The 20453-nt window shown below is 74.2% G+C and carries 18 protein-coding genes; 17 read left to right on the forward strand and 1 reads right to left on the reverse strand.

Features of this window, described 5'->3' with window-relative positions; translation table 11 throughout:
* Positions 1–15 precede the first annotated feature (15 nt).
* From ACETWP_RS11835 to ACETWP_RS11915, 17 genes are all read left to right on the forward strand, one after another.
* Positions 16–993, forward strand: coding sequence for an AAA family ATPase (locus ACETWP_RS11835; protein WP_373972454.1), 978 nt, complete (start codon positions 16–18; stop codon positions 991–993).
* A gap of 25 nt (positions 994–1018) precedes the next feature.
* Positions 1019–2329: a DUF58 domain-containing protein gene (locus ACETWP_RS11840; RefSeq protein WP_373972455.1), complete on the forward strand. Its 1311-nt coding sequence runs from the start codon at positions 1019–1021 to the stop codon at positions 2327–2329.
* Complete coding sequence (locus tag ACETWP_RS11845; protein WP_373972456.1) at positions 2326–4725, forward strand: transglutaminase TgpA family protein; 2400 nt, start codon at positions 2326–2328, stop codon at positions 4723–4725. The genes ACETWP_RS11840 and ACETWP_RS11845 overlap by 4 nt, the downstream gene beginning before the upstream one ends.
* A gap of 3 nt (positions 4726–4728) precedes the next feature.
* On the forward strand, positions 4729–5820 hold the full coding sequence (locus ACETWP_RS11850; RefSeq protein ID WP_373972457.1) for an RDD family protein: 1092 nt from the start codon (positions 4729–4731) through the stop codon (positions 5818–5820).
* Positions 5817–6683: a PP2C family protein-serine/threonine phosphatase gene (locus tag ACETWP_RS11855; RefSeq protein ID WP_373972458.1), complete on the forward strand. Its 867-nt coding sequence runs from the start codon at positions 5817–5819 to the stop codon at positions 6681–6683. Before ACETWP_RS11850 ends, ACETWP_RS11855 begins: the two co-directional genes overlap by 4 nt.
* On the forward strand, positions 6680–8134 hold the full coding sequence (locus tag ACETWP_RS11860; RefSeq protein WP_373972459.1) for an FHA domain-containing protein: 1455 nt from the start codon (positions 6680–6682) through the stop codon (positions 8132–8134). Before ACETWP_RS11855 ends, ACETWP_RS11860 begins: the two co-directional genes overlap by 4 nt.
* The gene (locus ACETWP_RS11865; RefSeq protein ID WP_373972460.1) at positions 8131–9693 is read left to right on the forward strand and encodes a serine/threonine-protein kinase; all 1563 of its coding nucleotides are present in this window, start codon (positions 8131–8133) and stop codon (positions 9691–9693) included. The genes ACETWP_RS11860 and ACETWP_RS11865 overlap by 4 nt, the downstream gene beginning before the upstream one ends.
* A 2-nt stretch (positions 9694–9695) precedes the next feature.
* Positions 9696–10394 carry a hypothetical protein gene (locus ACETWP_RS11870; RefSeq protein ID WP_373972461.1) on the forward strand — a complete coding sequence of 233 codons (699 nt, stop codon included), beginning with the start codon at positions 9696–9698 and terminating at the stop codon, positions 10392–10394.
* 51 nt (positions 10395–10445) lie between these two features.
* Positions 10446–12800, forward strand: coding sequence for an NAD-dependent DNA ligase LigA (gene ligA / locus ACETWP_RS11875; RefSeq protein ID WP_373972462.1), 2355 nt, complete (start codon positions 10446–10448; stop codon positions 12798–12800).
* Entirely contained in the window at positions 12797–13606 is an 810-nt protein-coding gene (locus tag ACETWP_RS11880) for an inositol monophosphatase family protein (protein ID WP_373972463.1), read from the forward strand. Before ligA ends, ACETWP_RS11880 begins: the two co-directional genes overlap by 4 nt.
* A complete protein-coding gene (locus ACETWP_RS11885; protein ID WP_373972464.1) occupies positions 13603–13755 on the forward strand; it encodes a DUF2087 domain-containing protein in 153 nt (50 codons plus the stop codon). The genes ACETWP_RS11880 and ACETWP_RS11885 overlap by 4 nt, the downstream gene beginning before the upstream one ends.
* A gap of 32 nt (positions 13756–13787) precedes the next feature.
* Positions 13788–14300 (forward strand): GNAT family N-acetyltransferase, encoded by a 513-nt coding sequence (locus ACETWP_RS11890; RefSeq protein ID WP_373972465.1) that lies wholly within the window; start codon positions 13788–13790, stop codon positions 14298–14300.
* Between the two features lie 68 nt (positions 14301–14368).
* Positions 14369–14665, forward strand: a complete 297-nt coding sequence (gatC, locus tag ACETWP_RS11895) for an Asp-tRNA(Asn)/Glu-tRNA(Gln) amidotransferase subunit GatC (protein ID WP_373972466.1) — start codon at positions 14369–14371, stop codon at positions 14663–14665.
* Between the two features lie 4 nt (positions 14666–14669).
* Positions 14670–16217, forward strand: a complete 1548-nt coding sequence (gatA, locus tag ACETWP_RS11900; RefSeq protein ID WP_373972467.1) for an Asp-tRNA(Asn)/Glu-tRNA(Gln) amidotransferase subunit GatA — start codon at positions 14670–14672, stop codon at positions 16215–16217.
* 1 nt (position 16218) lies between these two features.
* The gene (gatB, locus tag ACETWP_RS11905; RefSeq protein ID WP_373972468.1) at positions 16219–17733 is read left to right on the forward strand and encodes an Asp-tRNA(Asn)/Glu-tRNA(Gln) amidotransferase subunit GatB; all 1515 of its coding nucleotides are present in this window, start codon (positions 16219–16221) and stop codon (positions 17731–17733) included.
* Between the two features lie 14 nt (positions 17734–17747).
* On the forward strand, positions 17748–18683 hold the full coding sequence (locus tag ACETWP_RS11910) for an aminoglycoside phosphotransferase family protein (protein WP_373972469.1): 936 nt from the start codon (positions 17748–17750) through the stop codon (positions 18681–18683).
* Between the two features lie 24 nt (positions 18684–18707).
* Positions 18708–19484 carry a type 1 glutamine amidotransferase domain-containing protein gene (locus tag ACETWP_RS11915; RefSeq protein ID WP_373972470.1) on the forward strand — a complete coding sequence of 259 codons (777 nt, stop codon included), beginning with the start codon at positions 18708–18710 and terminating at the stop codon, positions 19482–19484.
* Between the two features lie 31 nt (positions 19485–19515).
* On the opposite strand, the gene ACETWP_RS11920 is transcribed toward ACETWP_RS11915, so the two are convergent.
* A complete protein-coding gene (locus ACETWP_RS11920) occupies positions 19516–20430 on the reverse strand; it encodes a LysR family transcriptional regulator (RefSeq protein ID WP_373972497.1) in 915 nt (304 codons plus the stop codon).
* Between the last annotated feature and the right edge of the window lie 23 nt (positions 20431–20453).

Below are 20453 nucleotides of genomic sequence, written 5' to 3' on the forward strand. Positions count from 1 at the left end.
GAGGAGCACCACGACATGACCATGACCAACGAACAGGGCGAGTGGTTCGCCGGCACCTTCGGGAAACTCGTCGCCAACGTCGGCCGCGCCGTCCTCGGCAAGGACGACGTCGTCAAGCTGGTCCTCACGGCCATGCTGGCCGAGGGCCACGTGCTGCTCGAGGACGCGCCCGGCACGGGCAAGACGATGCTCGCGCGCGCCCTGTCGGCCACCGTCCAGGGCACGCACTCGCGCATCCAGTTCACCCCGGACCTGCTGCCGTCGGACGTCACCGGCATCACGATCTACGACCAGAAGACGCAGCGCTTCGAGTTCCACCGGGGGCCGATCTTCGCGAACCTGGTCCTGGCCGACGAGATCAACCGCGCGTCGCCGAAGACGCAGTCGGCCCTCCTGGAGGTCATGGAGGAGGGACGCGTCACCGTGGACGGGACGACGTACCCGCAGGGGCGCCCCTTCATGGTGATCGCCACGCAGAACCCGATCGAGCAGGCGGGCACGTACCGCCTTCCCGAGGCGCAGCTGGACCGCTTCCTGATCAAGACGTCCCTCGGCTACCCCGACCGGGAGTCCACCGTCCGGCTGCTGTCCGGGGCCGCCACGCGCGACCGCTCGGCCGCGCTGCAGGCGATCATCACCACGCAGGCCGTCGCGGACATGGCCGACCTCGCGGCCACGGCCCACGTGGACGAGGCCGTCCTGGAGTACGTGGCGCGCCTTTGCGAGGGCACACGCGAGGCCGACGAGACCCGCGTGGGCGTGTCCGTCCGCGGGGCGCTGGCCATGGTCCGCGCCGCGAAGGTGTGGGCCGCCGCGGAGGGACGCAACTACGTCCTGCCGGACGACGTCAAGGAACTCGCGCCCTACGTCTGGACCCACCGCTTCGTCATGGACCCCGAGGCCGAGTTCGCCGGCGCGACGGCCGAGGCCGTCCTGGCCCGGGTGCTCGCGGACACCGCCGCACCCCAACAGCGCTCGCTCGCGAACGCCTGATCCGCACACGGAAGGGCACGCACGCATGAGCACCCCCACGCAGGAGCGCCGCCGCGCGTCCGCGCGCCCCCGGCGCAGCGGACCGCGCCCGTCCCCGCTCTGGCGCGAGGCCGCGCGGCTCGCGGCTCCGTACGCCGCGCCCGCCTGGCGTCGCGCCAGCGCCTGGCGGCGGACCACGCTCGGCCCGGTCACCGAGGTCGTCTCTCCGCTGGGCTGGCTGCTGGCCGCCGTCGTGCTGGTCCTGGCCGCGCTCGGCGGGGCCTTCGGCTGGCAGGAGGCGCGGATCGCGGCCCTGATGGGGGCGCTGCTGCTGGTCGGCGCGGTCGCCTTCGTGCTCGGACGTTCCGTCTACGAGGTGCGCCTGGACCTGAACCGCACGCGCGTCGCCGTCGGAGACCGGGCCGTCGGCGGCATGGAGGTGCGCAACGCCGCGCCGAAGGCCTTGGCGCCGTCATCCATGGAGCTCCCGGTCGGGGCCGCGACCGCCCACTTCCACGTCCCGCGGCTCGGACCGGGGGCCGTGCACGAGGACCTCTTCACCATCCCGACCCAGCGGCGCGCCGTCATCCCCGTCGGGCCGGTGCGCTCCATCCGCCAGGACCCCTTCGGGCTGCTGCGCCGACAGGTCAGGTGGACGGACACGCGGGACCTCTTCGTCCATCCGCGCACGACGGCGCTGGACGGCTCGAGCTCCGGCTTCATCCGCGACCTCGAGGGCCTTCCCACCCGGGACCTGTCGTCTTCGGACGTCTCCTTCCACGCCCTGCGCGACTACGTCGCCGGCGACGACCGCCGGCACATCCACTGGAAGTCCACCGCCCGGACGGGCGAACTGATGGTCCGCCAGTTCGAGGAGACGCGCCGCTCCCACCTCGCCGTGTCCCTGTCCACGAACACGCAGGAGTTCGCCGCGGAGAGCGACTTCGAGCTGGCGGTCTCCGCGGCGGCCTCGATCGGGCTGCAGGCCGTCCGCGAGCAGCGCAACCTCAGCGTCATGACGCAGGACGGGCCGCTGCGCACGGAAACGGGGCGGAACCTCCTGGACGACATGACCCGGATCGAGGGCCGTGCCCGGCGCGCCACCCTCGTGGACCTCGCGCGGGCCACCGCGGACGCCGTCCCCAACGCCTCCGTGTTCTTCCTGGTGACCGGCTCGGTGGCCACGCCCTCGCAGCTGCGCGCCGCCAGCGTCCACGTGCCCGTGGGCGTCCGCGCGTTCGCCCTGCGCTGCGCGCAGGGGCTCCAGCCGGGACGGGCGAGCATCGGCGACCTCACCGTCATCTCCCTGGGCTCCCTCGACGACCTGGGCCTGGTCCTGCGGAAGGCGGCCCCGTGAGGATCCGGCGCGCGGCGGCCGCGGAGCACGCGGGCCGTCCCGCCGCCCGCCACGCGGTCGACGCCGCGGCGCTCCTGACCGGGCTGGCCCTCGGCGTCCTGGGCCTCCACGGCGCGTTCGGCGGGGACCCCCGCTACGTGGCCGCGGGCCTCGGCGGCGCCGCGCTCGGGCTGGGCACCGCGTACGCCCACGTGCGGCTCGGCCTCGGCTTCCTCACGACCGCGGGCGTCGCCGCCGGCGCCTACCTGGTCTTCGGCACGCCGCTCGCGACGCCGGCCGAGGCCACGGCCGGCGTCGTGCCGAGCCTGGAGTCCCTGCGCACGCTGGTCGCCGGAATCGTGCTGTCGTGGAAGGACGTCCTCACGGTCGCCCCGCCCGTCGGGACGCGTGGCGGCATGCTGGTCGTGCCCTTCCTCGCCGCGCTCGTCACCGGGCTCGCCGCCGGCCTGCTCGCCTGGCGCCTGCGCTCAGCGTTCGCCGCCGTGCTGCCCGTCGCCGTGATGTTCGTCGTCGGCATCGGCTTCGGTACCCGCGAGGCGCCCATGCCGGTGTTCCGCGGCGTGCTCCTGACGGTCGCGCTGGTGACGTGGCTCGCGTGGCGGCGCCACGTCGACCGGTCCGCCGGCGCCGCCGTCGCGCCCGTGGGGGGCGGTGAAGCGGGCCGGCGCGCCGCGCGCGACGGCCGGCTGCGCCGCATCGGACTGGGCGCGCTCGTCCTGTCGATCGCGGGCGGGGCGACGGTGGTGGCCGCCCCGGTCCTCACCGCGAGCGACGACCGCCAGGTCCTGCGCGACGCCGTCGTGCCGCCCGTGGACCTGTACGACTACCCGAGCCCGCTGATGCGCTTCCGCAGCTACGTCAAGGACCAGGCCGACGACCCGCTGTTCACCGTCACGGGACTGCCCGAGGGCGAGCGCATCCGGCTCGCGGCGCTGGACTCCTACGACGGGATGGTCTTCAACGTCGACCCGCGCTCCGGCGGCAACTTCAGCCCCGTCGGCGACACCGGGAGCATCAACGCCGACGCGGCGGCCGACCGGCGCCGCGAATCGGGGAGGCTCGGCATCACCGTGCAGGGCTACTCCGGGGTCTGGCTGCCCGGCGGTGGCGGGCTCGCGGGCGTGGATTTCGCCGGGGACCGCGCCGGCTCCATGGCGCGCTCCCTCTTCCACAACGCCGAGGCGGAGACCGCGCTCAGCACCGTCCCGCTGCGCGAGGGGGACTCCTACACGGCCGACGTCGTCTTCCCGGTGCGGATCGCCGAGAAGGAGCTGGCCGGCTTCGGGTTCTCCGACGCCCGCCTGCCGGAGCTCGCCAACGTCCCGCAGTCGGTCGCCGGCAAGGGCGCCGAGTACGCCGGGGCCGGCGAGACGCCGCTCGCGCGGGCCCGCAACATGGAGACCGTGTTGAAGACCGGAGGCTTCTTCTCCAACGGCAAGGAAAACGAGGTCCCGAGCCTGTCCGGCCACGGGGCGGCGCGCATCGCGGCGCTGCTCGACGCCGAGGACATGATCGGCGACGACGAGCAGTACGCCGCCGCCATGGCCCTCATGGCGCGGGAGCAGGGGATGCCCGCCCGTGTCGTCATGGGCTTCTACCCGGAGAAGTACGACCCCGCCGGGACGGTGCGGATCACGGGGAGCGACGCGCATGCGTGGGTGGAGATCGCGTTCGAGAACGTCGGCTGGGTCGCTTTCGACCCGACGCCGGAGAAGGACAAGGAACCCACGCCCCCGCAGCAGGAGCCGCAGTCCATCCCGCAGCCGCAGGTCCTCCAGCCGCCCCCGCCCCCGCAGGACGCCGCCAAACTCCCGCCCGAGACGGCCCCCGAGCCGCAGGACGCCGACGAGCAAGGCGAATCGTTCTGGGACCGGTGGGGGCCGCTGATCGTGGCGCTGGCGACCGCGGCCGTCCCGCTGCTGGCGCTGGCGCTTCCGCTGCTGGTCGTCGCGTGGCTGAAGCTGCGCCGCCGCGCGGCGCGCTTCGGGGCGCCCGTGCCCGCGGACCGTGTCGGCGGGGGCTGGAGCGAGGTCCTCAGCCTCGCCACCGACCTGGGCGCGCGCCCCGACGGCCGCGGCACCCGGCGCGAGAACGCCCGGGCGCTGGGGGAGGACTTCCCCGGATCCTCGGGAACGGTCCTGCAGCTGGCCCGCCGCGCCGACGGGGCCGTTTTCGGCGCCCGTGAGCCCACGGAGGCGCAGGTGGCGGACTACTGGAACCTCGTGGACGAGCAACTCGCGGGGATGAGATCGTCGGTAGGCTTCTGGAAGCGCCAACGCGCCAGGTTCTCGCCGAGGTCGCTGTTCCACGACGCCGCGGCCGGCCGGGGAGCGCGCCGCGCGACCCGGTCCGCGGACCGCATCCGTACAGTAGACGCACCGAAGAAGGGGGATTAGCCAGTGGCCGCAGCGCTCCATCTGGTCAACGCCGCAGCCGGCAAGAGGCTGGCGGCCTGGCTGCTCGACGCCGTGCCGCCGGCGCTCGCCGTCATGGTCTTCGCGGGGCTGCAGGCCCAGACCCTCGCGGCGGCGTCCGCGTCGGGCGCGGCCGCGGCGTCGCTGGCGTCGCCGTCCTTGCTGCTGCTGGCGCTGCTGCTGGCCTACGGGATCGCGTTGTGGGGCTGGGAGGCCCAGGCTGGCAAGACGCCCGGCAACCTGGCGCTGGGCCTGCGGACCGCCGACGAGGACGGCTTCGCCCCCGGCTGGTCAAAGGTGTTCCTGCGTCGGTTGGCCGTCGCCGCCGCGGGGATCGTGCCCGTGGCCGGCCCCGTCGTCGTCGTCCTCTCGAACCTCTGGGACCCCAACCACCAGCGGCAGGGCTGGCACGACCGGCTCGCGAAGACGCTCGTCGTCGACGTGGCCCAGGGGCGTGACCCGCTGACGACCGGCGGCCTGCACGGTCCGTCCACCTTCGCGCCCGGCGGCGTGACGGTTCCCGGCCAGTCGGGGCATCCCGAGCTGGCGCCGCCGCCGGCCGCCCGCGAATGGCCGGCCCTCGCCGCGGACGCCGCCGTGTCCGCGCCGATCAGCGAGGTCCCGGGGCGGGGACCCGCCGCGGCGCCCGCGGGCCCGGCGCCGACCGCCCCGGGGGAGCCCCGCGACGATCCGGCCGCGGCCGACGAGGACCTGGGGCACACGCAGCTGCGGCGCACCGCGGCGGAGTCCGTCGGGGCGCGCCTCGTGTTCGACGACGGGCAGGTCCTGCGCCTCGACGCCACGGCCCTGGTCGGACGCAACCCCGCCCCGCTGGAGGGCGAGCGGGTGGCCGCGCTCTTCAACTTCGCGGACATGGGCCGGTCGGTCTCGAAGACCCACCTGCACCTCGCCGCGGACAGCTCCGGGGTGTGGGTGACGGACCGCAACTCGACCAACGGCTCGGGCATCACCGCGGGCGGCCAACGGCGGCCGTTGCCCGCCGGCCGCGCGCAGCGCGCCGCGTTCGGCGACACGGTGCACTTCGGCGACCGCCACTTCTCGGTGGAGCGGGCGTGAGCGCCGAGGCCACGGGGGCGGTGGGCGGCGCGTTCCGGCTGGACTACGGTTTCGCCACGGACCGCGGCCTGAGGCGGCCCCTGAACGAGGACGCGCTCCTGGCGGACCGCCACCTGTTCGCGGTCGCCGACGGGATGGGCGGCCACGAGGCGGGCGAGGTCGCGAGCGGCATCTGCGTCGCCACGCTGGCCGAGGGCCAGGACGCCGCGCACGGGGAGCTCACCGCCGCGGACCTCCAGCAGTGGATGCAGGCCGCCGACCTCGCCATCCGGCGGGCCGCCGGATCCCGTGCCGGGACCACCCTCACCGGCGCGGCGCTGGTCCGCGAGGCCGGCGTGCCGTACTGGCTGGTGTTCAACGTCGGGGACTCGCGCACGTACCTGCTCAGCCGCGGACGGCTCGCGCAGGTCACCGTGGACCACTCGGAGGTGCAGGAGCTCGTCGACCAGGGACGGATCACGCCGGAGGAGGCCATCTTCCATCCGCGGCGGCACGTCATCACCCGCGCGCTCGGCACCGGCGAGGACAGCGAGGCCGACTTCTGGCTGCTGCCCGTCCGCGCCGCCGACCGCCTCCTCATCTGCTCCGACGGGCTCACCGGCGAGGTGCGCGACGAGGACATCGCCGAGGTCCTCACCCGCCACGCCGCCCCGCAGGACGCCGTCGACGAATTGGTCCAGGCGGCGCTGAAGTCCGGGGGCCGGGACAACATCACGGTGGTCGTGGTCGACGTTGTCCCCGCGCACAACGGCGATGCGCACGACGGCGACGCGCACGCCGACGACGCGAACTCCGACACCGCGCCCCGGCCGGACCCCGAGGACGGCCACACCCAGCCCCGCAGCGAAGGAACGTCCCCATGACCCCGAGCATCCGCTATGTCCCGGGCCCCTGGATCGCCCTGGTGCGCCATGGCCGCGCCCTCCTGCTGCCCGGGGACACCGCCACGGCGGACGTCGAGCGGCTGTGGGGCGAGCTCGCGACCCCGGGGTCGGTCGAGTCGCTGCTTTCCGCGGTGCTCTCCGGCCGGGGGCTGAGCCTGACCGGGATGCCGCCGTTCGGCGTGCTCGAGCTCGCCGAGGACCTCCACGTGATCCTGCGCGGCCCGCTCTCGCTGACCGCCGACGGCCCCGAGCTGAGCACGCACGTGAGCGGCCTCGGGGTGAGCACCTGGGCGGAGCGGCGGCTCCCGGGACAGCGGCGCTTCGCCGTGGCCGTGGACGAGGAGATCCGTCCGGACGCGTCCGGCGACCGGGGGTACCCGCTCGCCGAGGGGGTGGTCCCCTTCGGCCGCCTCTTCGTCGAGTTGCCGCTGGCCGGGGGGGAGTTGGCCATCGAGCCCCTCTCCGCCCCGCTGCCGATCGTCGCCGCCGGGGCCGCGCCCGAACCGGCGCCCCTCCGCGAGTCCGCGGTCGCGCCCGCGCCCGAGACCGAGCCGGTCCCGCCCCCGGCCCCGGGGGACGCCTCCGAGGAAACCACGGCCTTCCACGACGCCGACGACGACCGGCAGCCGGAGGAGCCCGCGACGGAGGACACGCCCGCGACGGAGGACACGCCCGTGACGGCCGGGGACGCCGACGGGGAGCACACCATCCTCTCGCCGGGCGCGGCGCATTCCGCGTCCGAACCGCGCGCCCCGCAAGCCGCGAGCACGGCCGCGCTCCCCGACGCGCAGCGGCTGATCGACGCCGTGCCGTGGCTGGCCGCGGCCCGCGCCGCCGTCGCCCCGTCCCCGGAACCCATCCCCGCCCCGGACGCCGGCCTCGGGGACCACGACGGCCATACGCTGATGCGCAGCGAGCTGCCGCCGGCCCGGTCGCCCGAGCCCGCCGGAGCCGGCACCGCACCGGACACCGGGCCGCTGGTGCTGGCGCGGCGGTGCGCGGGCGGGCACTCGAACCCTCCGACGTCGTCCGCCTGCGGCCGCTGCGGCGCCGAGCTGGACGGCGAGACCGTCCGCACCCGCCGCCCCGCGCTCGGCCGCATGCTGCTCTCCACCGGCGAGTCCGTGGAGCTGGACCGCTCGGCCGTCGTCGGCCGGCAGCCCTCCGTCGCGCGTTCCGCCGGCGGCGCCATGCCGCGCGTCGTGCAGGTCAAGAGCCCCGGCGGCGACATCTCGCGGTCCCACGTGGAGGTCCGGCTGGACGGCTGGCACGTGATGCTGGTGGATCTCGACGCGACCAACGGGACCCTCCTGGTCCGCCCCGGCCAGTCCCCGCGCCGGCTGGGCCGGCGAGAGTCCCTCATGCTGCTCGACGGCGACATCGCGGACCTCGGCGACGGCGTGTCGCTGCGCTTCGAGGGGCTCCTGTGAGCCGCCAGCGGCCGCCCGCCCCGCCGCCGGCCATCGCCGGCTACGAGTACCTCGGGCTGCTGGGCACGGGCGGCTTCTCCGACGTGTACCTCTACGAGCAGGACAGGCCCCGGCGGAAGGTCGCCGTGAAGGTGCTGCTCTCGGACCTCAGGACGCAGGGTGCGCGGCGGCGGTTCGAGTCCGAGGCCAACCTCATGGCCCAGTTGTCCTCGCACCCGTACATCGTGACGATCTACGAGGCCAACGTCACCACGGAGGGCCACTCGTACCTGGCCATGGAGTACTGCTCCCGGCCCAGCCTCGACGTCCGCTACCGCCGCGGGCGCCTCGGCGTCGACGAGGTCCTCTCCGTGGGCATCCAGGTCGCCTCCGCCGTCGAAACGGCGCACCGTGCCGGGATCGTGCACCGGGACATCAAGCCGGCGAACATCCTCGTCACCGACTACAACCGTCCCGCGCTGACCGACTTCGGCATCTCCGGCACCACGGACACGCTCGACGACGACGCGGGGCTCTCCATTCCGTGGTCCCCGCCCGAGGCGTTCGCCGGCGGCTCGCCGGACGGGGTGCGCATGGACGTGTGGTCCCTCGGGGCCACCCTCTACACGCTCCTCGCCGGGAGTTCGCCGTTCGTGCGCCCCGGCGCGGACAACTCCCAGCGGGAGCTGATCGGCCGCATCGCCGGCGCCCCGCTGCGGCCGCTGAACCGCGCCGACGTCCCCGCCGCGCTGGAGCGGACGCTCGCGACGGCCCTGTCCAAGGAACCCGGCGCCCGCTTCGAGTCCGCCCGGCAGCTCGCGCTGTCGCTGCAGCGGGTCCAGGCGGACCTCGGGCTGTCGGTCACCCCGTTCGAGGTGCTCGATGACGCCGGGCTCCCCGAGGGCGCGCGGGAGGCCGACGGCGAGGCCACGCGCGTCCGTCGGGTGGTCTCCATCGACCCGGCGGGTCCGGCGGGGACCGACGACGGCGCCACCGTCGTGCGCGGCAGCCTGCCCGGCGGCACCCAGCCGGGCGGCGGGCCCCGGGCATCCGAGGCTCCGGCGCCGGCCCCCGAGCAGCGGTGGCTGCCGCCCGCGTCGCCCGCGCCCGCGCCGTCCGGATCCGGCGGGACGCAGCCCCGGCAGCGCTTCCCGACCGCGCTCGTCGCCGGGGCCGGCGCCGCCGTGGCGGTCGTCGCCGTCGGCGTGGCCGTGGCGGGGGCCCTCGCCAACGGAAGGGCCGCCACGGACGGCCCGGACGCACGGTCCGGCGCGCCGATCTCGCAGGGGCCGGCGGATGCGCTCGTCGGGGACGAGGGGATCGTCCCCGCGGCGGCCGGCTTCGCCGCGACGGCGTCGGGCGGGACGGTCGTGTTCACGTGGGAGAACCCCGAGCCCCGCGACGGCGACGTCTACTACTGGGCCCCGGTCACGGCCACCGACCAGGGGGAGAGCCGCAAGGTCGGGGCGGCCCGCGCGCGGACGCCGCGGGTCGAGGGCCAGCCGACCTGCATCCAGGTGCTCGTCGTGCGCGCGAACGGCAAGGCCTCGGACCCCGCACGCCATTGCGCGGGAGGTTAGCCGTGCCGGACGTGGCCATCGACTTCTGCGGGGAGTGGTACCCCGTGGCCCAGGACAAGGTCTTCCGGATCGGGCGCGAGGGGGACCTCGAGGTCGACGACAACCCGTATCTCCACCGGAGCTTCCTCACCGTGGCCCGCTACGACGGCATGTGGTGGCTCTCCAACGTCGGTTCCCGGCTCTCGGCGACCGTCGCGGACCCCAGCGGCGGCCTGCAGGCGTGGGTCGCGCCCGGCGCGCGGATCCCGCTCGTGTTCAGCCGGACGAACGTGGTCTTCACCGCCGGCCCGACCACCTACGAGTTCTCCGTGCACGTCGCCGCGCCCGCGTTCCGCCAGGAATGGACGGCGAACGACGGCGGCGGCCAGACCACGATCGGCCCCGTGCTGCTCACCGATTCCCAGCGGGCGCTGATCGTCGCGCTGGCCGAGCCCATGCTGCGCCGCGACGGGACGGGACTGAGCTCGATTCCGTCCTCCGCGCAGGCGGCCGCCCGGCTCGGCTGGCCCCTGACGAAGTTCAACCGCAAGCTGGACAACGTGTGCGACAAGCTCGACAAGGCCGGGGTCGCGGGGCTCCGCGGGGGAGCGGGCCGGCTCGCCAGCAACCGGCGCGCCCGCCTGGTGGAGCACGCGGTCTCCTCGCACCTCGTGACGCCGGCGGACCTCGCGCTCCTGGACGGTGCCGCCGCCGGGGACTGACGCGCCCGGCGGGTGGGGACGCGCCCGGCGGGCGTGGGGCAAGATAGGACTGTGAAGGAGACCCAGCTGAAAAAGAGTCCCGCCGAGCCGGCCGGAGAGGTGATTCCCTCCGAGCCGGTCCGCGACGAATACGAGCAACTCGTCGACGACGTCCGCCGCTACCGCTTCGCGTACTACAACGAGGACCAGCCGCTGGTCTCCGACGCCGAGTTCGACGAGCTGTACCGGAGGCTGGAGGAGCTCGAGCAGCTCCACCCGGAGATCGTCGCCAACGACTCGCCCACCCAGGAGGTCGGCGGCGAGGTCTCCGCCGCGTTCGCGCCGGTGGACCACCCGAGCCGGATGTACTCCCTGGAGGACGTGTTCTCCCTCGAGGAGCTCCGCGCGTGGCTGGAGAAGGCGGCGGCCAACGCGGCCGTCCAGGCCCCGGCGGAGGAGTTGCGCTGGCTCTGCGAGGTCAAGATCGACGGCCTGGCCGTGAACCTCCTCTACCGCGACGGCAAGCTGGTGCGGGCCGCCACGCGCGGCGACGGGACGACGGGCGAGGACGTGACGCACAACGTGCTGACCATCCGTTCCATCCCGCGCGAGCTGTCCGGGAGCGGCTGGCCCACGGAGGTGGAGATCCGCGGCGAGGTGTTCATCCCCTCCCAGGCGTTCCACGAGTTCAACCGGGCGCTGGTCGAGGCCGGCAAGGCGCAGCTGGCGAACCCCCGCAACGCGGCGGCGGGCTCGCTGCGGCAGAAGGACCCAGCGGAGACGGCGAAGCGCCCCCTGGAGATGTACGTGCACGGGATCGGCGCGCGCGAGGGCCTCTCGGCCGCCTCGCAGGCCGAGACGTACGGCCTGCTGGAGGGCTGGGGGCTGCCCGTCTCGCCGTACACGAGGGTCGTCGAGACCCTCGAGGGGGTCCTGGGGTACATCGGCGAGTACGAGGGGCGGCGCCACGGGCTGATCCACGAGATCGACGGGATCGTCGCGAAGGCCGACTCCTTCGCGATCCAGCGCGCCCTCGGCTACACCTCCCGCGTCCCGCGCTGGTCCGTCGCCTACAAGTACCCACCGGAAGAGGTGCACACCCGGCTGCTGGACATCCGCGTCAACGTGGGGCGCACCGGCCGCGTGACCCCCTACGCGGTGATGGAACCCGTCAAGGTCGCCGGCTCCACGGTGGAGATGGCGACGCTGCACAACCAGGACGTCGTGCGGGCCAAGGGCGTGTTGATCGGCGACGTCGTCATCCTGCGCAAGGCCGGCGACGTCATTCCCGAGGTCGTCGGCCCCGTGCTGCCGCTGCGCGAGGGGCGGGAGGACGAGCTGCGCGAGTTCGTCATGCCGACCCACTGCCCCTCCTGCGGGACCGAACTGGCCCCGGCGAAGGAGGGCGACGTCGACATCCGCTGCCCCAACGCGAAGTCCTGCCCCGCGCAGCTGACCGAGCGCGTGGCCCACCTGGCGGGCCGCGGGGCGTTCGACATCGAGGCGCTCGGCTACGAGGCCGCCTACGCGCTGACCACGGGCCCCGGCCCGGATCCCGCGGAGCACGGCGGGCGGATCCAGCCCTCCGGACCCGGCGTGCTCTCCAGCGAGGCCGGTGTCTTCGACCTGGCTGCGGGCAACCCGGACGCCACCATGCGCGAACGGCTGGCCGGGGTGCGGGTCTGGCGCGAGAAGCGCTCGAAGGGAGCCGGCGCGGGCGAGTTCGAGCTGGTGCCGTACTTCTACACGAAGCCGACGGCGAAGACCCCCTCCAAGCCCACGGCCAACACCGTCAAGCTCTTCGCCGAGCTGGAGAAGGCCAAGACCCAGCCGCTGTGGCGCGTGCTCGTCGCGCTGTCCATCCGCCACGTCGGACCGACGGCCTCGAGGGCGCTGGCCACCCGCTTCGGGACGATGGACGCGATCCTGGCGGCGGTGTCCGAGGAGTCCGCGCGCGCCGACCTGGCCGAGGTCGACGGCGTCGGGCCAATCATCGCGCACGCGCTCGTGGACTGGTTCAACGTCGACTGGCACCGCGAGATCGTGCGGGCGTGGAAGGACGCCGGGGTGAGGATGGCCGACGAGCAGGACGCCAACACCCCGCGCACCCTCGAGGGCCTGACGGTCGTCGTCACCGGGACCCTGCCGAACTTCAGCCGCGACGAGGCGAAGGAGGCCATCATCGTGCGCGGCGGCAAGGCCTCCGGCTCCGTCTCCAAGAACACCTCCTACCTGGTCGCCGGCGACGCCGCCGGCACCAAGCTGGACAAGGCGACCGCGCTGGGGGTCCCCGTGCTGGACGAGGACGGCTTCCGGGAACTGCTCGCGAACGGTCCGGCCCCGGCGGAACCGGAGCCCGCCGAACCGGAGCCCGCCGAACCGGAGCCCGCCGAACCGGAGCCCACCGCGGACGGGGATCCGGCATGAGCGCCGCGCCCGGCGCCGCCGAGCTCCTCGACATCGCCCGTGCCGCGGCGGCCGCCGGCGCCGCCGTGCTCGCGGACCGCCCCGGCACGCGCGTCGCCACCGACACCAAGAGCGCCGCGGGGGACTGGGTCACCGACTTCGACCGCCGCGCGGAGCGCGCGGTCCGCGACGTGATCCGCGCGGCCCGGCCGCGCGACGAGATCACCGGCGAGGAGTACGGCACCACCACGCCCGCGGACCCGAGCGGCTACCGCTGGTCGATCGACCCGCTGGACGGCACCACGAACTTCGTCCGGGGCATCGTGTACTACGCGACGTCGGTCGCGGTCGCCGGCCCCGCCGCGGACGGGGGCACCGGGGAGTGGCTCGCCGGAGCCGTCGACGCGCCCGCGCTCCGCCGCACCTACTGGGCCTCGCGGGACGGTGGGGCGTGGCTGCGCCAGGACGACGCCGACTTGCGCCGCCTCACCGGCCCCGACCGCGCCAGCGACGGCCCCCTGATCGCCACCGGCTTCGGGTACGACGCCGGCCGCCGGCAGCTTCAGGTGCGGGCGCTGGCCGGGCTCATGGACGGGTTCGCCAACGTCCGGCGCCTCGGCTCCGCGGCCCTGGACCTGTGCCTGGTCGCCGACGGCACGCTGGACGCCTACGCCGAGTACGGCACGCAGGTCCACGACTGGTCCGCGGCGGCCCTCATCGCCGAGGAGGCCGGCGTGCCGGTCCTGCGCCCCGCGCGCGAGCCGGGCTGGATGGCCGCCGGGCACTTCGACCTCGGGGCCCTCGCCGACCTGGGGGACGGGGCATGAGGTCCGCCGTCGAACCGGAACTGAACCTGCGGCTGCGCCGCCTCACCGACGACGCCGCCATGCTGCGCCGGGCGCTCGTGGACCACGGATTCGTCTCCCGGCTGCCGGAGGGCACCGGCCACCGGCGCGCGGGCCCGGCCCGACTTTGAGCGGGCGACATCGGCTGGGACACTGGGAGGCGATGAATACCGCGCCCGCCACCGTCACCGTCCGCCACGCCCGCCCCGGGGACTACGCCGAGATCGCCCGCATCACGGTGGACTCCTACCTGCACGCCGGACACTTCGACGACCCCACCCACCCCTACCTGGGCCGCGTGCGGCAGGTCGCCGACCGCCACGACGCCACCGACATCTGGGTGGCCGAGCGCGACGGGCGGGTCGTCGGCTCCGTCACCGTGGTCCGCCACGGCAACGAGTACGCCGACGTCGCGCTCGAGCACGAGCTGGAGTTCCGGATGCTCGTCGTCGACCCCGCCGCGCAGCGCAGCGGCGCCGGGGCGGCCCTGCTCGACGCCGTCGTCGCCCACGCCCGCACGCTGGAGGGCGTCTCGGCGGTCAGCCTCACCACCGGGCGCGACTGGGCCGCGGCGCACGCGCTCTACCGCAAGGCCGGCTTCCGGCACGTCCCCGAGCGCGACTGGTACGTGCCGGACACGGACATCCTGCTGCTTGTCTTCGTGCTGGACCTCTAGCGGCGGACGGGGCCGGACCTGAACTAGACTGGGGCAGGAAAACCGCCACCCCACAACACGGGAGATACATGTCTGCCATCAGCCGTGAGGACGTCGTGCACCTGTCCCGGCTCGCCCACATCGAAATGACCGAGGCCGAGCTGGACAAGATGGCCGGCGAACTCGCAGTCATCGTCGACTCCATCGCCAGCGTGAGCGAGGCCGCGGGGCCCGAGGTCCCGGCCACCAGCCACCCGATCCCGCTCACGAACGTGATGCGCGAGGACGTCGTGGGACCGACCCTGACCAACGAGCAGGCCCTGATGAACGCGCCGGACTCCGCGGATTCCCGCTTCAAGGTCCCGGCCATCCTGGATGGGGAGTAGGGACATGGGGAACATCATCCGGCTGTCCGCGGCCGAACTGGCCGAGAAGCTGCGCTCCGGCGAGCTGACGTCCGTCCAGGCCGTGCAGGCCCATCTGGACCGCATCGCGGAGATCGACGGCGGGGACCGTGGCATCCACGCGTTCCTCCACGTCAACGCCGAGGAGGCGCTGGCCGTGGCCGCCGAGGTGGACGCGATCCGGGCCGCCGGCGGCGCCGCCGCCGAGGACCTGCACCCGCTGGCCGGAGTGCCGATCGCGGTGAAGGACCTGATCGTCACCGTCGGGCAGCCGACCACGGCCGGCTCGCGGATGCTCGAGGGGTGGATGAGCCCCTACGACGCCACGGTCGTGGCCAAGATCCGCGCGGCGAAGCTGCCGATCCTGGGCAAGACCAACCTCGACGAGTTCGCCATGGGCTCCTCGACCGAGCACTCCGCGTACGGACCCACCCGCAATCCGTGGGACCTGGACCGCATCCCGGGCGGCTCCGGCGGCGGCTCCGCGGCCGCCGTCGCCGCGTTCGAGGCGCCGCTGGCCCTCGGCACCGACACCGGCGGTTCCATCCGCCAGCCCGGCGCCGTCACCGGCACCGTGGGCGTGAAGCCCACCTACGGCGGCGTGTCGCGCTACGGCGCGATCGCCATGGCCTCCTCGCTGGACCAGATCGGCCCCGTGTCCCGCACGGTGCTGGACTCCGCGTACCTGCACGAGCTGATCGGTGGGCACGACCCCGCGGACTCGACGTCGCTCGACGAGCCGGTCCCGGCGCTGGTGGAGGCGGCGCGCCGCGGCCTGACCGGCGACCTGTCCGGCCTGCGCGTCGGCGTCGTGCGGGAGCTGCAGGGCGAGGGGTACCAGCCCGGCGTCCAGGCGCGCTTCGACGAGTCGCTCGGGCTCCTGCGCGCCGCGGGCGCCGAGATCGTCGAGGTGTCCTGCCCGAACCTCAAGTACGCGCTCGCCGCCTACTACCTGATCATGCCCTCGGAGGCCTCCTCAAACCTCGCCAAGTTCGACGGCGTGCGGTACGGCAAGCGCGTCGTGCCGGCCGACGGGCCGGTCACCATCGAGCGCGTCATGGGCTCCACCCGTGCCGCCGGGTTCGGCGAGGAGGTCAAGCGCCGCATCATCCTGGGCACCTACGCCCTCTCCGCCGGCTACTACGACGCGTACTACGGCTCGGCCCAGAAGGTCCGCACGCTGATCCAGCGCGACTTCGCGGCGGCGTTCGAGCTGGCCGACGTGCTGGTCTCCCCGACGGCACCGACCGTGGCGTTCAGGCTGGGCGAGAAGCTCGACGACCCGCTGGCGATGTACCTCAACGACGTCGCGACCATCCCGGCGAACCTCGCCGGGATCCCCGGGATCTCCGTGCCCGGCGGCCTCTCCGAGGGCCTGCCGGTCGGCATCCAGTTCCTCGCCCCCGCCCGGGAGGACGCGCGGCTCTACCGTGCCGGCGCGGCGCTGGAGAAGCTGCTCGAGGACTCCTGGGGCGCGCCCCTGATCACCCAGGCGCCCGAGCTGGCCGCCGCGACCCACGGAGGTGCCGCCTAGCATGGCCGCCCTGACACACGACCTGGTGGACTTCGACGAGGCCCTGGACCGCTACGACCCGGTCCTCGGCTTCGAGGTCCACGTCGAGCTGAGCACCAAGACCAAGATGTTCTCGGCGGCGCCCAACGCCTTCGGCGACCAGCCCAACACGAACGTCACGCCGGTCTGCCTCGGCCTGCCCGGCGTCCTGCCCGTGGTCAACAAGACCGCGGTGGAGTACGCGATCCTCATCGGCCTGGCGCTGAACTGTAAGATCGCGCCGACGTGCGGGTTCGCCCGGAAGAACTACTTCTACCCGGACACCCCGAAGAACTTCCAGACGTCCCAGTACGACGACCCGATCGCCTACGACGGCCACCTGGACATCGAGCTGTCCGACGGCGAGGTGTTCCGCGTCGAGATCGAGCGCGCGCACATGGAGGAGGACGCCGGGAAGCTCACGCACATGGGCGGCAGCACCGGCCGCATCCAGGGCGCGGACTTCTCGCTGGTGGACTACAACCGCTCGGGCGTTCCGCTGGTCGAGATCGTCACCAAGCCGATCGTGGGCGCCGGCAAGCGGGCGCCCGAGCTCGCCAAGGCCTACGTCGCCGCGGTGCGCGAGATCGTCAAGAACCTGGGCGTCTCCGAGGCGAAGATGGAGCGCGGCAACGTGCGCTGCGACGCCAACGTCTCGCTGATGCCCAAGGGCTCCACGGTCTTCGGCACGCGCACCGAGACGAAGAACGTCAACTCGCTGCGCGCCGTCGACCACGCGGTGCGGTTCGAGATCGAGCGGCACGCGGCCGTCCTGGATTCCGGGGCGAAGATCGTCCAGGAGACCCGCCACTGGCACGAGGACACGCGCACGACGACGGCCGGACGCCCCAAGTCCGACGCCGACGACTACCGCTACTTCCCCGAGCCGGACCTGCTGCCGATCGTCACCACCCCCGAGTGGATCGAGGAGCTGCGCTCGCGGCTTCCCGAGCCCCCGGCCGAGCGCCGCAAGCGCCTGCAGGCCGATTGGGGCTACGCGGACGCCGAGTTCCGCGACGTGGTCAACGCCGGCCTCCTGGACGCCGTCGAGGAGACCATCGCCGCCGGCGCGTCGCCCGCCGTCGCCCGCAAGTGGTGGATGGGCGAGATCTCGCGCCTGGCCAAGAACGCCGACGTGGATCCGGGAGAGCTCGGGGTGAGCCCCGCGACGATCATCGAGCTCAATGCGCTGATCGAGGACAAGAAGATCAACGACAAGATCGCCCGCCAGGTGCTTGAGTTCGTGGTCGCCGGGGAGGGCACGCCGTCCGAGATCGTCCGGACGCGGTCCCTGGCCGTGGTGAACGACGACGCGGCGCTCGGCGCGGCGATCGATGAGGCGATGGCGGCCGCACCGGGCGTCGTGGCCAAGATCCGCGACGGCAAGCTGCAGGCCATCGGGGCGCTGATCGGGCCGGTCATGAAGGCCACGCGCGGCCAGGCCGACGCGGCCCGCGTCCGCGAACTGGTGCTGGCCAAGCTCGGTATCGAGGGCTAGCGGGTCCGCGGGGAATGGACGCCGTCCCCGACGCCGATGTCGACATCACCGACGCCCTCGTGCGCCGGCTTCTCGCCTCGCAGCATCCCGACCTCGCGGGTCTGCCGCTGGAGCGTGCCGACAACGGGTGGGACAACGTGGTCTACCGGCTCGGCGACCGCTTGGGCGTCCGGCTTCCGCGGCGCGGGGCCGCCCACCGGCCGCTGCTGAACGAGCTGCGCTGGCTGCCGTTCCTGGCGCCGCGGCTGCCGCTGCCTGTCCCGGCCGCGGCGAGGCGGGGCCGCCCCGCGCCCGGCTACCCGTACCACTGGGCGGTGGTGCCGTGGTTCGAGGGCCGGAGCGCGGCCCTGGCCCGGCCCGGGGAGCGCGACGCCTACGCCGCCCAGCTGGCCGGCTTCCTGCGCGCCCTGCACGTGCCGGCGCCGGGCGACGCTCCCCGGAGCCCGGTGCGCGGTGTCCCGCTCGCCTTGCGCGCCGAGTCCCTGGCGGCACGGCTGGCGACCGGCCGGCTGCCCCAGGGCGACACCTTGCGGGCGGTCTTCGCCGAAGGGACCCGGGCCCCGCTCCACCGCGGTCCCGCGCTGTGGCTGCACGGCGATCCGCATCCGCACAACATGGTGGTGCACCCGGCAGCGGCGGGTGCTCCGGCGCGGCTGGCCGCCGTCGTCGACTTCGGGGACCTGACCGCCGGGGATCCGGCGTCGGACCTGGCGGCGGCGTGGCTGCACTTCACGGCGCGGGGCCGGAGCGTGTTCCGCGCCGCGCTGGCCGACGGTTCCGGCCGCCCACGGCACGACGACGACGCCTGGCTGCGGGCCCGTGGGTGGGCCGTGCACCTGGGCGCCGTCATGGCGCTGCTGCCTGCGGACGATCCGCTGCACGCCGTGGGCCGCCACGCGCTGCGCCAGGTGGTGGAGGAGTGCGGCTCGGCCGTGTCTGGCCTAGGGTAAGGAGCTGGACGAAAGGAGCATTTCATGAAGAAGATCCTCATGGTACTGACCAGCGTTTCCGAGCTCGGGGACACCGGCGAGAAGACCGGCTACAACGTGGCCGAGGCGGCGCACCCCTGGAAGGTGTTCAAGGACTCGGGCCACTTCGTGGACTTCGCGTCCATCGGGGGCGGGCAGCCCCCGCGCGACGAGGTCGATGCGGAGGACCCCATCCAGGTGGCCTTCACGGAGGACGAGACCACGCGCGCCGGCCTCTACAACACGGCCCGCGTCGACGTGGTCGACCCCGGCCAGTACGACGCCGTGTTCCTCGTGGGGGGCCACGGCACCATGTGGGACTTCCCGGACAGCGAGGGGCTGCAGAACCTCGTGGCCAGCGTCTACAACGCGGGCGGCGTGGTGGGCGCGGTCTGCCACGGACCGGCCGGGCTGGTGAACGTGGAGCTGGCCAACGGGCTCCGGCTCGTCGAGGGCCGGAAGGTCGCGGCGTTCACCAACGAGGAGGAGGTCGCCGCCGGGAAGGACAAGGTCGTTCCCTTCTTCCTGGCCGACCGGCTCGAGGAGCAGGGCGCCACGCACGTGTCGGCGGACGTCTTCGAGGAGAAGGTCGTCGTGGACGAGCGGCTCGTGACCGGGCAGAACCCGGCCTCCGCCGCCGGCGTGGCGAAGGAGATGGAGAAGCTCCTGGCCGAGGTCATCCACCAGGAGAAGGCCGAGGAGCAGGGCGAGGCCGAGGCCCTGCGCGCGGAGAAGGACGCCGAGAAGGAAGCCAAGAAGGCCGCCGCCGAGTCCGGGCACTGACCCCGGCGCCGTCCGGCCCGGGGCGGCGCCGTCAGGCGCCGTCCCCGGCCAGTTCGCGCACGGCGTCGCCGAGGGCGTCGGCCACGAGCCGCACCGAGCGTCGCCGCAGTGTCTCCGGTCGGGCCAGCAGGTCGATCCTGCGCCGGTTGTCGATGCCCGCGAGGGGCCGCAGCACCACGCCCGCGTCCACGGGGACGGCCGCCGTGAACCGCGGAAGGATGCCCAGCACGTCGCCGGTGGCGACCAGTGCGGCGACCGTGGTGTAGTCGTTGATGCGGTGCACCACGCGCGGGGCGCTGCCGTTGACGGCGGAGACCGCGGCGAGGATGTCGGCGGGGGAGTACCCCTCGCGGCTGACCACCCAGTCCCGGCCGGCCAGGTCCGCGGGTCGCAGCACGTCGCGGGACGCCAGCGGGTGGCCCGCGGGCAGGGCGATGTCCAGCGGCTCGTGGGCCAGCGGGACCACCGCCACGCGGTCGGCGGGCCAGCCGGGCGTGTGGTCCATCCGGTGCGCGAGCACCAGGTCGTAGCGGGCCGTCAGGGCCGGGAAGTCCTGCTGGGCCACGTCCTCGTCGCGGAACATCGGCCGGGGCGCGCCCGCGCCCCGCAGCTTCCCGAGCAGCGGCGCGAACAGCGCCTGTCCGGCGGAGTGGAAGCCCGCGACGGTCACGGGGGCCGCGGCGTCGTCCTCGAACGCCCCGATGGCCGCGCGGGCGTCGGCCATCGACGCGATGACCGCGGCCCCGGCCGTGGCCAGGACGCGACCGGCGTCGGTCAGCACCAGGGTCCGGCCCTCCTTGCGCGTGAGCGGCACGTCGATGCCGCGCTGCAGGAGGGCGAGTTGCTGGGACACGGCGGAGGGCGTCACGAACAGCGACCGCGCGACCGCCGTGACGCTCCCCAGGTCCCCGAGTTCGCGCAGGATCTGCAGCTGGTGGATTTCCATGTAGTCCATGCTAATTCGTCGGT

The organism is Arthrobacter halodurans, assembly GCF_041877255.1.
GTDB lineage: Bacteria > Actinomycetota > Actinomycetes > Actinomycetales > Micrococcaceae > Arthrobacter_N > Arthrobacter_N halodurans.

Coding starts and splice junctions, on each gene's coding strand:
- ACETWP_RS11835 (WP_373972454.1), top strand. CDS start 16: ATGACCATGACCAACGAACAGGGCGAGTGGTTCGCCGGCACCTTCGGG.
- ACETWP_RS11840 (WP_373972455.1), top strand. CDS start 1,019: ATGAGCACCCCCACGCAGGAGCGCCGCCGCGCGTCCGCGCGCCCCCGG.
- ACETWP_RS11860 (WP_373972459.1), top strand. CDS start 6,680: ATGACCCCGAGCATCCGCTATGTCCCGGGCCCCTGGATCGCCCTGGTG.
- ACETWP_RS11880 (WP_373972463.1), top strand. CDS start 12,797: ATGAGCGCCGCGCCCGGCGCCGCCGAGCTCCTCGACATCGCCCGTGCC.
- ACETWP_RS11885 (WP_373972464.1), top strand. CDS start 13,603: ATGAGGTCCGCCGTCGAACCGGAACTGAACCTGCGGCTGCGCCGCCTC.
- ACETWP_RS11890 (WP_373972465.1), top strand. CDS start 13,788: ATGAATACCGCGCCCGCCACCGTCACCGTCCGCCACGCCCGCCCCGGG.
- gatC (WP_373972466.1), top strand. CDS start 14,369: ATGTCTGCCATCAGCCGTGAGGACGTCGTGCACCTGTCCCGGCTCGCC.
- gatA (WP_373972467.1), top strand. CDS start 14,670: ATGGGGAACATCATCCGGCTGTCCGCGGCCGAACTGGCCGAGAAGCTG.
- gatB (WP_373972468.1), top strand. CDS start 16,219: ATGGCCGCCCTGACACACGACCTGGTGGACTTCGACGAGGCCCTGGAC.
- ACETWP_RS11910 (WP_373972469.1), top strand. CDS start 17,748: ATGGACGCCGTCCCCGACGCCGATGTCGACATCACCGACGCCCTCGTG.
- ACETWP_RS11915 (WP_373972470.1), top strand. CDS start 18,708: ATGAAGAAGATCCTCATGGTACTGACCAGCGTTTCCGAGCTCGGGGAC.
- ACETWP_RS11920 (WP_373972497.1), bottom strand. CDS start 20,430: ATGGAAATCCACCAGCTGCAGATCCTGCGCGAACTCGGGGACCTGGGG.